Here is a 15,258-nt window from a genome sequence, read left to right as displayed (position 1 = left end):
TCATCCCTTTCGGTTACTGTTCCCACGGAACGTGTAAAAATATTTTTATAGGCATGGCCTTATATTTATATTCATCCGGCAGTTGCTCTAAGACGTCCGGCAATCCGCATATTTTAACCACAGGTATATCTGTTTGCCGCGATAGATCTTCTGCCAAAGCCTGACCATACATTATATCATATATCGTGGTCTCGGAAGATAAATTCGTATTATTAATAATGCCGGTTACTTTTAATCTCGACGTCTGTTCGATAGAATGCAACAAATTCCCGACAGCCGATATATCAGCTGACAACGGTCGTCTGGCATTTATTACATACATCATATTGTATGTGCCGTCTTTTATATGGTCGCGCAGATTACCCAATATCTTTGCCCCGACCTCATCTCCTCCTATATCCAGTACCACATTAAAATTCGTATCATCAAAGGCGCTGTAGACCGAGGCCGGAATAGATGGTACGTCCAATGCCGTACCGGCAAAATTCGGCGCTATGACTTTTATTTCATTTTGTTCTAGATAATCCCTTACCTCAACTGTCCTGAAAAACGGATTTACTATATCCAGATCGACTATCATGGTTTTTAAGCCCTGCCTTTGCAGGTCCAAAGCATAGTTTATAGATATCTCGGTCTTACCGCTGCCGAAATGGCCTACGAATATGTTTATACGCTTGTCTGACATCATCATTTTAACAACACCGACACCGGCTGTGGTTCCACTTTTATAAGTTCTACACCTTCCGGTAATACTATAGTAGGCGTTATATCATGGCGCCCGCGGCTCATACCTTGAGCATTAACCACGACTTTTATATCGGTTGGCTTTAAGTCCTTTATAATACTATACGGCCCTTTTACCGATAGCGTTATACTACGCGGTTTATCGCCTACTTCAAGGTTTTCTGCCAAATTTTCTATTACTAGATCTGTCACAGCTACCTCCTCCTGTACATCTTGTTCTTTTACAGTTATATCCACCATAACGGGTTCTCCTTCTATAACATCAATACCTGCGAGCGATATCAATTGCGCTTTAACAGTACTGGTGGCCTGAACCTTAGATAGATCAACGGGTTCGGTTTCAATTGCCGTTACCTTTGAAATATCGTCGTCTGAACCAGCTACAGTCACATTAGCAGGTTGAGCGACTATACTGACCATCTCCAGACCATCAGGCAATTTCCCCGACGTATTTACTTTTACAGGCACAGTTTTTACAGCCCTTATCTTTTGATAAACCCTTACAAAATCGGTGCTTAAATCGAGGTCATCTGTTATTTGTCTTTCCCGTTCATCATAAAGCATTATTGGCAATGAACGCGTTATATCGTATTCAGCCCCGCTCACATCCATACGTACTATTGCTGTGCGTACCTTTGAAACCAGACTGCGCGGTCCGGTAACTATGATCGCATCCGGCACCAATTCGGTTTCCAGCACCCTATGATTTTCTGCAGGTTGGCCTTCTAATTTCAATTCTACAGGCAATTGATTGTTCACGATATCTTCCAGTTCTACTTCGATATAGGGCGGAGAAATATCGATTATATCTATATTGCTCGGGACATTTATGATTTTAACCGGTAGTTGGTGTTTACCGCTGGTATTTATCGAACCTATATCGGCTACGGCTTTTATATCATATGGTTTAAAAGCGGCTACATCGCTGCGGCGCCCTTCTATTTTTACGCTTACCTCTTGTATATCCGTATTCATACGTATTAGATGTTTGCCTTTTAAAACCGCCTCATTTTGTATCTCAACCGGTATATTGCGTATAGTTCGCGCTATATTGGGATTTTGATCGCCGGCAACATAAGACCAAAGTATTATCGCAAATACTATAGATATTATTTTTTGTGGTAAATTACTTTTCATCGCCGCCCATATTCTGTCCATGCTTTTCCCTCCATTCCCGCCATATGCGCCAATTGAAAGCTCTTGTTTCGTGACTCGGAGCATACATTTGAACCAATATGTCCCTTAACATTTTGGAATCCAGATATCTGGTAAGCTTACCTTCACGCGCAATAGATATAACGCCTGTCTCCTCCGAAACCACTATAGCCAACGCATCGCTGACCTCTGATATGCCTATCGCCGCTCTATGACGTGTACCGAGCTGTTTGCTTATATCCTGCCTATCGGTCAATGGCAAAAAACACCCCGCCGCTATTACGCGATCATCTTTTATAATAACGGCACCATCGTGTAAAGGCGTGTTAGGCACAAATATGTTGCTCAATAGCTCGGATGAAACCTTTCCATCTACTCTGATACCTGTTTCTATGATCTCATTCAGGCCCGTTTTGCCTGCTATAATAATGAGCGCTCCTATTTTATCCTTGGATAAGTTCTGCACGGTTTTAACTATTTCCTCTACGGCATCGCTATAATCGTTCTCGCTGGGCATGAATAACGAAATATTTATAAGTCCGGCTCGGCCTATATGCTCCAACGCCCTTCTGAGCTCAGGCTGAAATACTATAAGCAGAGCTATAACGCCGACGGTCATAGCATTTCTAAGTAACCAGTTTACGGTATTGAGCCCCAACCATTCGCTTAATTGGGTGGATATCAGCAATATAACGAGGCCTTTGAGCACCTGCTCCGCCCTCGTTTCTTTTATGAGCATAAGTATCCTATATGCTATATAGGCTATTATCAATATATCTATAAGGTCTATTATGCGAAATAATGATACCGCATTTAAGACTTGTTGCCACATCATAACACCTCATACTAATTGCAGGTACTATATACACTTTAATCTGGAACATGCCAAAATAGGCATATACGGTATAACTGCGCTATGCAATCCTTAATATTATAGTTTGCTCCAAAAACCCGTTTGCCGCAATTAAAGTATATACACTATAACAGCGACCTAACTGATCTATATTAATATTATAATATATATATCCCTTTTGAGCAAGTTAGATACGATATTCTTCAAGCTGTTCTTTGAAACTGGCCGTGAGCTCCTCAAGCTGATTTATATAGTCCATCAATTCCTTTATCTTATTGGAATACGTGGTAACATTAGCGCTCATTTCTTCCGAAGAGGCGGAATTTTGCTCAGCTATGGCAGCCAGCGATTGTATATTATCGAAAACCTTGCTTAACTGTTTGGTTTCGTTAAACAACCTATCTACCAGAGAAGCAATCTGCTGCGATACAGCCTGTATGTTATCGGCGGCGCTCATGGTATCGCCGGAAGCATTTTGCAGCAACTCATTGCTTTCATCGATCTGCTGAAATTGAGCAGCGATCTGCTCCGCCAGATTATTGATCTGCTGCACAAACAATTGTAAGCTGCTGCTTATGCTTTGGGCCGAACGCTTGGATGTTTCCGCCAATTTCCTAACCTCTCCGGCAACCACCGCAAAACCTTTGCCGGCCTCCCCCGCCCTTGCCGCTTCTATAGAAGCATTCAACGATAATAAGTTAATTTTCTCGGCTATATCCTCTACAGCAGCGCTTATCTGTAATATATCATCAGCACTTTGAACCAAGTTCGCGCTTTGTTCGTTCACAGCTGAGAAATTATCCTTTACTTCCACCAATACATCCGATACACGACGGACATTTTGCGATGAAGTTTGAATGTTTTCTACTGCCCGCTCTAATTGTTCTCTGCTATTTTCTTCTTGTTCGGCTAATTGATTTATATCCCTTATATCGTTATCTAATATACCAACGGCATTAACCGTTTCGTCAGCTTGGTAAATCGCTCCGTTGGCCACATCCTGCACTACATCCGATATGGTATCGGAAACACCTTTCATATCCATCGCTATATCAGAGAAGTTCCTGGCGAAATTATACATATCATCAGTACCACCCTTTAAGAATACCATATCTTTGGTTATATTAGATTTAACTATATTTATTTTATCCATTAGACGCTGGAAATTATCATGGCTATGCAACAATATCGCATGGCTGAAATCCAATTGCGCTAATTTATCCATCTCATCTTCTATGAGTTTCATAGGGGCCATCACTATACGCGAAACTATGTAACCTATAACCGCCATAACAATCCCATATGTAACCCTTTGCCCAATAGATAACCCGGGAAATAACCATGATGTAGCAAAAGTTGCTATACCTGTAATAGTCCAATTGTTCATTAAAGAAAGCGGCGCTGCCTTCTAACAAGCCCAGAAAATAATCGAACAATCCTCTTTTGGATATATACTCCATATCAACCTGATCCGGCGTTATCTCTGTGCATATTAGGCGCGGAGGTTTGGCACCTCGTATTATCTTGGTCAGCTGAGCATGAACGGCATCCATCATCAGTAAAAAGCCTTTTAAGCTGCTGCGTTCGAAATACGACGGAAACCATTTGGAAAATGTATATATATTATGACGTCCTAAATCGCGCCATACATTTGCGGGCTCTTTGCCCACATCATGTGCTACCTGCTCTATTATTGCCTTGGCTTGTTCATCAGCTATATCATCCAAAGGAGCTATGATTCTATTTACATCCCAATCAAGCCTTTCTAAGGCAGCGTTTACGGTATCTTTACCGTATAATTCCCTCAGCGTGGATATCCACGTAGATACAATAGTACCTTTCATATTATTTAGGCACATAAGGCGTATGTGCCTTTCCCTCCTCTTTTGCATTTTATCGACCGCTTGCAGGTTTTGTTTAAGAGCAAAGAACTTCTACTGATAATAATTATCGGTTAAAAATAGATATTTCATTAATATTACAATATGTACGGTGCTATAGGAGCACAAGATAAAAAAGTCGACCGACCATACGATCAATCGATTTGAATCATAACTCTATAAGGCCAAAGCTTATCTGTAATGCTTCGTCCACTTTTTTCATAGTTTCAGCCGAAAGATAACCTATTTTTTCCCTTAAGCGTTTTTTGTCTATGGTACGTATTTGCTCTAATAGTATTACCGAATCCTTAGGCAAGCCATAGTCAGAAGCGCTTATTTCCACATGGGTCGGCAATTTCGCTTTATTGATCTGCGACGTTATAGCTGCCACTATGACAGTAGGGCTATATTTATTGCCTATATCGTTCTGCACTACCAACACCGGCCGAACCCCGCCCTGTTCGGAACCAATCACAGGGCTTAGATCGGCATAAAACAAATCCCCTCGCTTTATAATCATCTAATTTTATCACTCTCCGCCAATAAAGCTTTCATACGCATTAAGGGCGTAATTGTCGGCCTTGACGCCGATCTCGGCCATATCCTCATTTATCCTGGCCATATCCTGATAGCCCTTAATCATTTGTTCTTTTATCTCTATCTTCTGCCTTTCTCTTATATAAAGCTTCATAGCTTCTCTTATAAATTCACTTCTGTTCTTCTTCTCCATAGCCACAATCTCGTCTACTTCTTTCAATAGACTGTCGGGCAGGCTAACCAGTATCTTTTTGGAAACCGACATTTTTAGAACCTCCTCAAAAAATATGTAAGGAAGAACATAAACACTATGAATTATACTGCACATTTAATCCATAAGTCAATGGTTATAAATGTATTTTATGGCTGTCGGTATCATTTCTATTATGTCACCGGCCACCAATCCATCCATCCCCTTGTCCTCAACGGCTTTATCACCCGCCAGCCCATGTATAAAGACACCGATATATGAAGCTTTATCAAGGCATCGGCATTGGTTTGCCATAGCCGCTATAACGCCTGTCAATACATCTCCGCTTCCGGCTGTGGCCATACCCGCATTCCCGGTACTATTTATATACACGCGGCCATCCGGGCAAGCTGTTACGGTAGCCGCCCCCTTCAATACAACCACAACGTTGTATTGAGAGGCAAAATTCCTGGCTATATCGATGCGTTGGCATTGTATCTGTCCAATAGGTAGCCCTGTCAGACGGCTCATCTCACCCGGATGCGGCGTCAAAATAATATTGCCTTTACTGTTCTTAAGCAAATCTTTTTGTTGGGCAATGGCATTTAAGCCATCAGCATCTACTATTATAGGTATATCTATATAATCGATAATATTCCTCAAAACATAAAAAATTTCATCATAGACCTGCATACCGGGGCCTATAATCATGACATCGGCTTTTTGCGCCAAGGCAAGGATATCGGCTAGAGCATCGGCCGAAATTCTGCCCACGCCATCATCAGTTACAGGTTTCACCATAACTTCCTGCACCGAAGCCGCTGCTGCATTGTATATACCATACGGTACGACCGCAGTAACCATACCCGCTCCGCTTCTCATGGCGGCTTTAGCGGCCATGATCGGCGCACCGGAAAACCCGACGGAACCACCCACCACCAATACGTGACCGTAATCGCCTTTATGACTGTCTGCTTCACGCACAGGCAAAGCTATATCATCAGCAGTTATATATGCAGCGTTTATATCCACATTATTTATAGCAGCCTTCGGTATAGATATATCGGCTATGCTCAAATGTCCGACATACTTTTTACCCGGATAGATGATCTGGCCTATCTTCGGTAACGCAAACGTCACGGTTTGGTCGGCTGTCACTGCGCATCCGCACACCTCACCCGTATCACCGTTTATACCCGACGGCATATCGACAGATATCACATAACCGGCTGACTCATTTATAGCTCTTATTACATCAGCAGGCAAACCCGTTACCTCTCCCTTGATACCAGTACCGAATATTGCATCAATAATCACATCGACATACTTTATATCGGTGTAAAATTCATGCAAGGCATTCTCATCGTCTAATTGCATGCAAGGCACGCCTATTCCCTGAATGATATTAAAATTTACAGCGGCATCGCCATTAAATTTAGAAGGATTGGTCAAAAGATAAATCTTTACGTTTAAGCCATGTTGATAAAGATGCCTGGCCGTTGCCAGGCCGTCGCCGCCATTATTGCCTCCGCCACATACAACGGCAATGCGACGGCCATTATGATGTTGAACACGTTTCATCACCCTGTCCACAACTGCCAAAGCAGCATTCTCCATAAGTACTACGCCGGGTATACCGTAACGCTCTATTGCTATTCTATCTATAGAACGCATCTGTTGAACCGTCACAGCTTTCATATTACCATCCCCTATTGTTCTATAGCAGCTATTACTATCTCCATACTGCCGAAGCGCTCCAGATCCATTGGCACGGATATAGCAGGTGTTTTACTGGAAATCTCGATGCTATCCCCTGTCAGTATAGTAGGCGGCGTTATGTCTATCTGCAGCCCCTTCTGTGCATATATGGTACTGGTATTGCCCATCACCATATTGCCTATTTCCCCTATGGCGCTTACAGCTATCTCATCCAATTCTTTTACTTCCATACCACCCATCATGTATGATGCTATACCTTTTGCATCCTCCTTAGATAAAAGAAAATGTACTTGACCTTTTATTTTACCAGTTACCCCTATAATTATTATGAGATCATTTGCTGAAAATGGCGAAGTTCGAAGATATATCTTTCCAACCTTAGGTTCAATACCGCAAATCATAGACAACACCATATGCCCAGCCTCTAAAAACGGATTGATATACTCTGCTTTCATTAGTATTTTCTCCTGCATATTGTAATTATAAAAATAATGAATTTATCCGCCTTTAATAATACCACATAATTTTATCATGAGCAAGAAATTTGTCGAAACTGTTGCTATTCTATGATAATGTCATGTATGAGAGAGGGGAGTAAGCCTCTCCCCATAAAGGAAGGACGGTGTTTCGAAGAACTATCTGGGAGTAAAACAGGCTCGCTATTTTAGAGTGAGCATAGAAGAAATTTTTATATGAATCAGCCGCATTTGGAATAGCCGCAGCTCGGACACATCACGCATCCGCTCTCATGCTCCAACTCTCCGCCGCATTCCGGGCACACAGCTCCGCCTTCATTATCATCTTGTTTTTCTATATCATCGGCTGTGTCAAAGTGGTTCTGCTGCTCATCCGACTGTATTTTCATGACCTTTTCGATAGTACGGGCTATAGCGTCAGGACAGGATAATACCTTCAATCCCCTTTGTCGTATGGTAGTATGACAGCGTATGCCTTTTAGCTGATCCACCAGCGCCTTCACATCGATCCCCGAACGCAGCGCAAGCGATACCAACCTGCTGGTGGCTTCAGATTGAGACGGGCATCCTCCCGCTTTACCGAGATTGGTAAATACCTCGCATATGCCTTGATCATCATAGTTCACCGTTATATAGAGATTGCCGCATCCTATTCGTACCTTCTCCGTTATTCCCCGGGTAATCTCCGGCCTAGGCCTCGGTATGATGGTCAGCTCGGGTTGAGCCATAGCGTCAGCATCAGCCTTATCTTTATCGCCTATATTCAGCACCTGTGCCTCCCTGCTGCCGTCGCGGTATATGGTAACGCCCTTACATCCCAGCTTATAGGCAAGGATATAGGCCTGGCGCACATCCTCTTGAGTAGCGCTGTTCGGAAAATTCACCGTTTTAGACACCGCATTATCGGTATAGTGTTGGAATGCAGCCTGCATGCGGATATGATATTCCGGCGATATATCGTGAGCTGTAACAAATACCTTTTTTATATCCTCGGGTATGCCGTCTATGTGCCTTATGCTGCCTTGACGCGCTATTTGGCGCATTAATTCGGCATTGTAAAAGCCCCTTTGTTTAGCCACTTCCTCAAATATTGGGTGCACTTCCGGCAATTGGGTATTATCCATCACATTACGCACGAATGATATGGCAAATAACGGCTCTATCCCGCTAGAAACACCGGCTATAATGCTTATACTGCCGGTAGGCGCTATGGTGGTGACGGTGGCATTGCGCACCCTCAATCCCTTATCATTCCATATGCTCTGTTCATACGCAGGAAACGTACCACGCTGCTCAGCTAATTCGACCGACTGCTGTCTTGCCCTATCGCATATAAATTTCATGAGCTTAGTACCGAGTTCTATTGCCTCATCTGAATTATAGGGTACGCCCAGCCTGAACAGCATATCGGCCCAACCCATGACTCCTAATCCTATCTTTCGCGTGCTCTTAGTCATTTTTTCTATCTCAGGCAGGGGATAAAGATTCACATCTATGACATTGTCCAGAAAATGCACTGCGGTATCCACTATCCTGGCCAATTTAGCATAATTTATCTCCCATTTCCCGGCGTCTACGGGCTGTACTACCGAAAGCAGGTTTATCGAACCGAGGTTGCAGCTTTCGTATGGAAGCAAAGGCTGTTCGCCACAGTTGTGTATATATATGCCGTTGGCATCAAAAGCATTGATTGCGGGAACTTGCACGTCAAATACTTCTTGTTCTCCCATTTCAAAACATTCTGTAACTTCAGCATAGAACCGCTCTCTGTTCAAGCTGCGCTTATAATTGTCAAGACCTTCCTTCAATCTTTTTTGCTTTTCACTGCTGCTGAATCCGATTGTTTCAGCGAATTGGAACAAATTATCCTGGGAAATGATTAGTTCATGTCCTGACTGTACAGTATATTCCCTATGTCCCCCCTTGCCATCAGGCATGGATTTCATACTCTGCTCTTTTCTGTCAACATAAATCGTGGATGCGATACCAAGCCTGTGAAGCATTCTTTGAGCCGTTTTCAGACATTCAATATCTTTTTGCCAGAGTCTTACCGAAATTCCTTTTTTCTGGGTTCCTACTACTGTCCCGTCAGAATCAAATAAGCCTTTAAGGAAGCCTTTGTGGAAATTATAACTGGTTTTCTCTATGGAACAATTGACTTTTTTATCTCCAGGCAGGATACCGTATTCACCAGCCAGATCTCTCAATGAAGCAAGGCGCATCCTGTTTTCCTGTCTGTCACTGATTATTGTCTGAAATCCATTGAAATCTCCTCTGTGCGGCAGGGTATATGCTGCATCCTCGGCAGCCTTCATAAGTGTTTGAGCTTCTTCATCACTACCCCAGACACAAATAATTCCGCCTTCTTTTTTAAGAGTACCGTCCCCAATGAGAAGTCCTAAAAGAAAGCCTTCATTATAGCTGCCTTTGCCTTCCCATACCAGTCCCCTGTTATTTGAAAGGATAATACGGTCTCCCGGTTTTAATTCACCGGCTGCCTTCCATTCTTCATCAATTTTAAATCTTGTAACATTAGATGCAGTTCTAACCAAATGATCCTTTGTCAGGGTCAATTCATATCCCCGATCTGTGCTCAATTTTATTACATTCTTTACTCCAGTTTTGAAAAAGCCTTTTTTATCCGACTTGTTAAATACGCCATTCAAAGCCAGATTCTCTTCCTGCCCGAGAATATCCCATACCTGTGCCGGACCATTGCTGGTAACCACCCAGGAATCTCCGGTTATACAAGGGTTGGTGCTTTCTATCTCTCCAAGAGCCGGCACTGCATTATCCTTATTGATGCGATCAAGGAATACTATGCCCGGTTCGCCGTTATGCCAAGCCATATCAACTATAAGGTCGAATACCTGTCTGGCTCTGAGACGCTGTGTTGTCTTGCCCGTATGAGGATCTATGAGGTCGTACTCTTCATCCCTTTCTACTGCTTCCATAAACCTCTCGGTTATGCCGACGCTTATATTGAAATTGGTTATGTCGCTGTTATCCTTCTTACACTGTATAAACTCCAGTATATCCGGATGATCCACGCGAAGTATGCCCATATTTGCGCCTCGACGGGTGCCGCCTTGCTTAACCGCTTCCGTAGCAGCATTGAATACCTTCATAAAGCTGACCGGACCGCTGGCCACGCCACCGGTAGAACGCACGGTAGCCCCCTTCGGGCGCAAGCGCGAAAAGCTGAATCCAGTGCCACCACCGCTTTTATGGATGAGCGCCGCATTTTTTACAGAATCAAAAATGCCCTCCATAGAATCTTCTATGGGCAAAACAAAGCATGCTGAAAGCTGTCCCAGCGGTCTGCCGGCATTCATAAGAGTGGGAGAATTCGGTAAAAATTCCAACTCGGTCATAATATCGTAGAATTCTTGTTCGGTTTTCGACACATCAACCTTGGAATCATATATGGAATCGGCTTGAGCCACATGATGGGCCACCCGCCTGAACATTTGCTCCGGCGTTTCAATGATGTTTCCTTGCTCATCTTTTGCCAAATAACGTTTCTCAAGCACTTTAATTGCATTATCAGTAAGTTTCAAGTTATAGCCCCCTATCCGTTATATCTATATATAGAAGTTCAGTCATGCACTTCATACAACATATTGTATAATACTATGCTCGGGATTTCAATAATTATTTTTCAAATTCGATTTTACCCCATTTTTCTATGCGGCCGGCCACCACAAGCTTCTGTCCGATCTCCGGTTGTTCTATTATTCTATCGACATCCTTTATAGTAAGCATAACCGTCCCTTGACAATCGCTGCCATCTATCTCCAATATATCCCCATCATATACAACTATCGAAGTATCCTCGCCACGCAGCAGCGCTCGTCTCTCTCCATTTATCATAGCATAGACATCGCCGAAATATAGGCTTTGCGCCTCTATATGAAGCACCAAGTGCGCTTGTTGCTGCCAGGTTATATCGTTGCTTTGCAACGATTGACCTTCTAATCTGGCCGCTCTGTTCAAAGGTATATTGTCCGAATAAAAAAATAAAAATGCCTGTGACACCACCGTTAATATAAGCGCCGTAATAAGCACAACGCTGATCTTTCTTTCAAGCTTCTCCATATTATTGATTATTCTCTTATACAACTGCTCGAACATCCTTTCAGCAACTGGCGCCGGCCAGGTAACCGGTGGAAAAAGCTATTTGAAGATTATATCCTCCCGTCAAAGCATCTACATCGATGATCTCGCCGGCAAAATATAACCCTTTTACCAATCTCGATTCCATAGTCTTGGGATTTATTTCTCCAACATCCACGCCCCCGTGCGTTATAACAGCCTCTTTGAATGAACGCAGGCCTGACACATGCATTTTCAGCTCCTTCAACATCTCCGCCAAGTTTCGCCTTTCTTCTTTGGTAATCTGATTAACGGGTTTATCCTGTTCTATTTGCGACAATTCCACTATGACAGGTATCAGTTTTTGAGGCAAAAGGTCGCCTAGGGAATTCTTAAATTGCTTATTATTATACTTTGAGAAGTCCCTTCTTATGCGTTCATCCAGTTGTTGTAGCGTCAAAGCCGGCTTTAAATCCAGCACGATCTCTATATCAGCCACATTGCAGTCGAGCACATATCGGCTTAGTGTCAAGACAAGCGGGCCAGAGATCCCGAAATGCGTGAACAACATCTCTCCCTGTTCTTCAAAAAATCGTTTGCCGACAGCATAAGCGGATAATTTAACGTTTTTTAACGATAACCCCTGCAGACCTTTCACCCAATCCTCGACTATATCCAGAGGTACCAGCGATGGCATAAGTGGCTTAATGGTATGGCCCAATCGCTGAGCCATAGTATAACCGTCACCCGTAGAACCTGTGGTAGGATATGACAAACCGCCTGTAGCCAGGATTACGCTACTTGCTTCAACCGACCTGCCATCATAAAGTTCAACCCCTTTTACAACATTATTCTCCGTCATTATATCTTTAACACGCGCATTAAACCATACATCCGTGCCGCTTTGCTCCACATATCGGTATAGTCCCTTTATGATATCGCTGGACTTATCCGATACCGGAAAGACCCTGTTGCCGCGCTCATATAACCGTTTAAATCCGATGCATTTGTAACATTGCACCGGCCTTTACCGGTTATGTATATCTTCTTGCCCGGCTTTTCATTGCGCTCGATCAACAAAACGCGCTTACCGCGGCCGGCCGCGGTCCCTGCGGCGATCATGCCGGCGGCGCCTCCTCCGACCACTACCACATCATAGCTAGCGCAAATGACAGGTGTCGTTAAGCCATACAAGTATATTTCCCTTCTCTCTAAGCTCCACAGCGGTTATGCTGGCGTTATCCATCCTTATAGAATTAAAATGCCTTATATCCATGCCGAGCAATTCCAACGTCAGTACCTTTAACGTCAAACCATGACTTACTATGATTATATCTTCCCCAAATCCATTGGAAATTATAACCTCAATGCAATAACGTATCCGTTGCCTGAATGAATCTAAAGATTCGCCGCCGCTTATAATGACCCTGCCCGGATCAGTACGCCAAAGATTATAATCCTTAGGATAACGCGTACTAAGCATCTGCGATGTCAGCCCTTGCCAGCAACCCAGATTCATTTCGCGAAGCTCCGGCAAAAAATCAATAGGCGCATCTATTTCCTCCCCTATTATTTCCGCCGTCTCGCGAGCCCGCTTGAGGTCGCTGCAAAATATATGGGATATATCGCATCCTTTAAACGCTTTGGCTACGGCGTACGCTTGCTGCTTTCCTCTATCGCTCAACGGTATATCGCATTGGCCCTGGGTTTTGCCCTCTAAATTCCACAGCGTTTGGCCGTGCCTTACCATATACCACCTACTCATCCTTCTCCTTACCCACATACACGTGGTATTGACTCCATATCTTCTCCAACTCGCCAAAATACATCGATACATCGCCGCGCTTGCGTTGCCCTACGGCCACTATGAGCGCATTTATGAGGCTAAGCGGTGCTACCAGTGAATCCACGAACGAGGCCATATCGCTGCGAGCCAATAATGTACAATCGGCCCACTTTGTCAATGGGGAAAGCTGGCTGTCGGTCATAGCCACTATTTTAGCCTTTCTTTCTTTGGCAAATTGAACAGCCTCTATCGTGCGGCTGGAATAACGTGGAAAGCTTATGCCTATAAGCAAATCCTTATCCGATATCCAAATCATCTGCTCGAATACGTCGCTGACCCCTGAGGTAACCACGCGCACATTGGGTAATATAAAGCTTAGGTAATATCCCAGAAATTGTGCAAGAGGAGCAGAACTGCGCATCCCCAGAATATATATTGTGTTAGCGGCAAATATGTTGTCTATAACGGAATTAAACGTATTCTCATCTATATCCTCTATAGTAGAGCGTATATTGTTTATATCAGACTTTAAAACCGTTTTAAATAATACATTGGGATCATTGAAATCCGCCGACATCTCTATACGCTGCACAGTGGTCAATTTATTGCGTATAAGCTCTCTCAACGCTTTCTGCAACGCCGGGTAACCATCATAACCCAATAGATCAGCAAACCTTACCACCGTGGATTCGCTGACCCCCACCTGCTCTCCTATGCGCGAAGCCGTCATAAAGGCGGCTTTTTCGTAATGAGCCATTATGTATTCCGCTATAAGCTTTTGTCCCTTACTCATGGATTGATAATGTTCTTTTATCCGTGCAAGTAAATCGTCGCTATCGCTCATTATATACTCTCCCATTTATACTTTTATTTCAATGGCCATTCGCCTATCTGCCATTGTTTTAGTTCCTTAATCATATCATATTTCGTCAGATCATAGTGTATAGGCGTTATAGAAACATATCCATGTTCTATGGCTACTATATCGCTGGTCTCATCGTTGGCTTCTTCAATGAGCTCTCCGGTAAGCCAATAATATGGCCTGCCTCTGGGATCATAACGCTGTTCATAATTGTTTTTATAACGCTTAACACCCATATGGGTTATACGAATGCCTTTTATGTCGTCTATAGGCATAGGTGGTATATTGACATTCAATAATATATTAGAAGGCATATCGTGTTCTATAAGCGTACGGCATATATCAGCTGCCAGCACCGCCGCCGCACTATAGTCCAGATATTCATATGATGTGACCGACATAGCCACTGCCGGTATATTGAATATAGCGCCTTCTATAGCCGCCGATACAGTGCCGGAATAGATTACATCAGTACCAAGATTAGCACCACGATTTATGCCTGAGAATACCACATCGGGTTTATCATCCATAAGCACATCTATACCGAGCTTGATACAGTCGGCCGGGGTACCCTCTATAGCATAGGCTTGTACTCCGGCTATATCAAACGATACTTGTACCGCTCGCAAAGGATCGCGCATGGTTATAGCATGGCCTGCGGCGCTGCGTTCCCTGTCTGGAGCGGCAACTGTAACATGCCCTATATCGGCCAGTGAAGCAGCTAATGCGCGAAGACCGCTGGCATGTATACCGTCGTCATTACTGACCAATATATTCAAATATAATTACCTCCATCATCTGTTTCATATGCTTATTATATTATATCCACTTATCTCATGCAAACACTATTATCCGGGCCCCAGCTCATTTGGTGAGATATAAGTCATTAATAATCCACCTAACGGCGTCCAGCACGTTTTGGGCTATATAGTCAGCCTCAACATCTTTCCATGTATCCCGG

Annotated in this window: 14 protein-coding genes and 1 pseudogene; all 15 read right to left on the bottom strand. The window is 43.5% G+C overall.

Annotated features, from left to right (window positions below; all coding sequences use genetic code 11):
• Positions 1-13: 13 nt before the first annotated feature.
• Entirely contained in the window at positions 14-691 is a 678-nt protein-coding gene (locus tag JG770_RS03200) for a hypothetical protein (protein ID WP_291955123.1), read from the bottom strand.
• Positions 688-1,902, bottom strand: a complete 1,215-nt coding sequence (locus tag JG770_RS03195; RefSeq protein ID WP_291955120.1) for a CdaR family protein — start codon at positions 1,900-1,902, stop codon at positions 688-690. The genes JG770_RS03200 and JG770_RS03195 overlap by 4 nt, the downstream gene beginning before the upstream one ends.
• Positions 1,871-2,731, bottom strand: coding sequence for a diadenylate cyclase CdaA (gene cdaA / locus JG770_RS03190; protein ID WP_291955242.1), 861 nt, complete (start codon positions 2,729-2,731; stop codon positions 1,871-1,873). Before cdaA ends, JG770_RS03195 begins: the two co-directional genes overlap by 32 nt.
• Before the next feature lie 208 nt (positions 2,732-2,939).
• Complete coding sequence (locus tag JG770_RS03185) at positions 2,940-4,043, bottom strand: methyl-accepting chemotaxis protein (RefSeq protein WP_291955117.1); 1,104 nt, start codon at positions 4,041-4,043, stop codon at positions 2,940-2,942.
• Complete coding sequence (locus JG770_RS03180) at positions 3,979-4,644, bottom strand: heme NO-binding domain-containing protein (protein WP_291955114.1); 666 nt, start codon at positions 4,642-4,644, stop codon at positions 3,979-3,981. Before JG770_RS03180 ends, JG770_RS03185 begins: the two co-directional genes overlap by 65 nt.
• A 157-nt stretch (positions 4,645-4,801) precedes the next feature.
• Positions 4,802-5,152 (bottom strand): type II toxin-antitoxin system PemK/MazF family toxin, encoded by a 351-nt coding sequence (locus JG770_RS03175; RefSeq protein WP_291955111.1) that lies wholly within the window; start codon positions 5,150-5,152, stop codon positions 4,802-4,804.
• A 9-nt stretch (positions 5,153-5,161) separates the two neighbouring features.
• On the bottom strand, positions 5,162-5,434 hold the full coding sequence (locus JG770_RS03170) for a ribbon-helix-helix protein, CopG family (RefSeq protein ID WP_013781454.1): 273 nt from the start codon (positions 5,432-5,434) through the stop codon (positions 5,162-5,164).
• Positions 5,435-5,509: 75 nt separating this feature from the next.
• A complete protein-coding gene (locus tag JG770_RS03165) occupies positions 5,510-7,057 on the bottom strand; it encodes an NAD(P)H-hydrate dehydratase (RefSeq protein WP_291955104.1) in 1,548 nt (515 codons plus the stop codon).
• Between the two features lie 11 nt (positions 7,058-7,068).
• The gene (locus JG770_RS03160; RefSeq protein ID WP_291955101.1) at positions 7,069-7,533 is read right to left on the bottom strand and encodes a chemotaxis protein CheX; all 465 of its coding nucleotides are present in this window, start codon (positions 7,531-7,533) and stop codon (positions 7,069-7,071) included.
• Positions 7,534-7,775: 242 nt separating this feature from the next.
• Positions 7,776-11,114, bottom strand: coding sequence for a ribonucleotide reductase N-terminal alpha domain-containing protein (locus tag JG770_RS03155; RefSeq protein WP_291955099.1), 3,339 nt, complete (start codon positions 11,112-11,114; stop codon positions 7,776-7,778).
• A 94-nt stretch (positions 11,115-11,208) separates the two neighbouring features.
• Positions 11,209-11,676: a hypothetical protein gene (locus JG770_RS03150; RefSeq protein WP_291955096.1), complete on the bottom strand. Its 468-nt coding sequence runs from the start codon at positions 11,674-11,676 to the stop codon at positions 11,209-11,211.
• A gap of 16 nt (positions 11,677-11,692) precedes the next feature.
• A pseudogene (locus JG770_RS03145) lies at positions 11,693-12,771 on the bottom strand (NAD(P)/FAD-dependent oxidoreductase).
• Between the two features lie 37 nt (positions 12,772-12,808).
• Entirely contained in the window at positions 12,809-13,414 is a 606-nt protein-coding gene (locus tag JG770_RS03140; protein ID WP_291955093.1) for a histidine phosphatase family protein, read from the bottom strand.
• The gene (locus tag JG770_RS03135) at positions 13,407-14,279 is read right to left on the bottom strand and encodes a MurR/RpiR family transcriptional regulator (RefSeq protein WP_291955089.1); all 873 of its coding nucleotides are present in this window, start codon (positions 14,277-14,279) and stop codon (positions 13,407-13,409) included. Before JG770_RS03135 ends, JG770_RS03140 begins: the two co-directional genes overlap by 8 nt.
• Before the next feature lie 23 nt (positions 14,280-14,302).
• The gene (gene surE / locus JG770_RS03130) at positions 14,303-15,076 is read right to left on the bottom strand and encodes a 5'/3'-nucleotidase SurE (protein WP_291955086.1); all 774 of its coding nucleotides are present in this window, start codon (positions 15,074-15,076) and stop codon (positions 14,303-14,305) included.
• Positions 15,077-15,258 lie beyond the last annotated feature (182 nt).

This window comes from Mahella sp. (assembly GCF_020054945.1).
In the GTDB taxonomy this organism is placed as follows: domain Bacteria; phylum Bacillota; class Clostridia; order Mahellales; family Mahellaceae; genus Mahella.
Note: the sequence above shows the minus strand (reverse complement) of the source record. Positions and strands in the feature narration are given on the sequence as shown.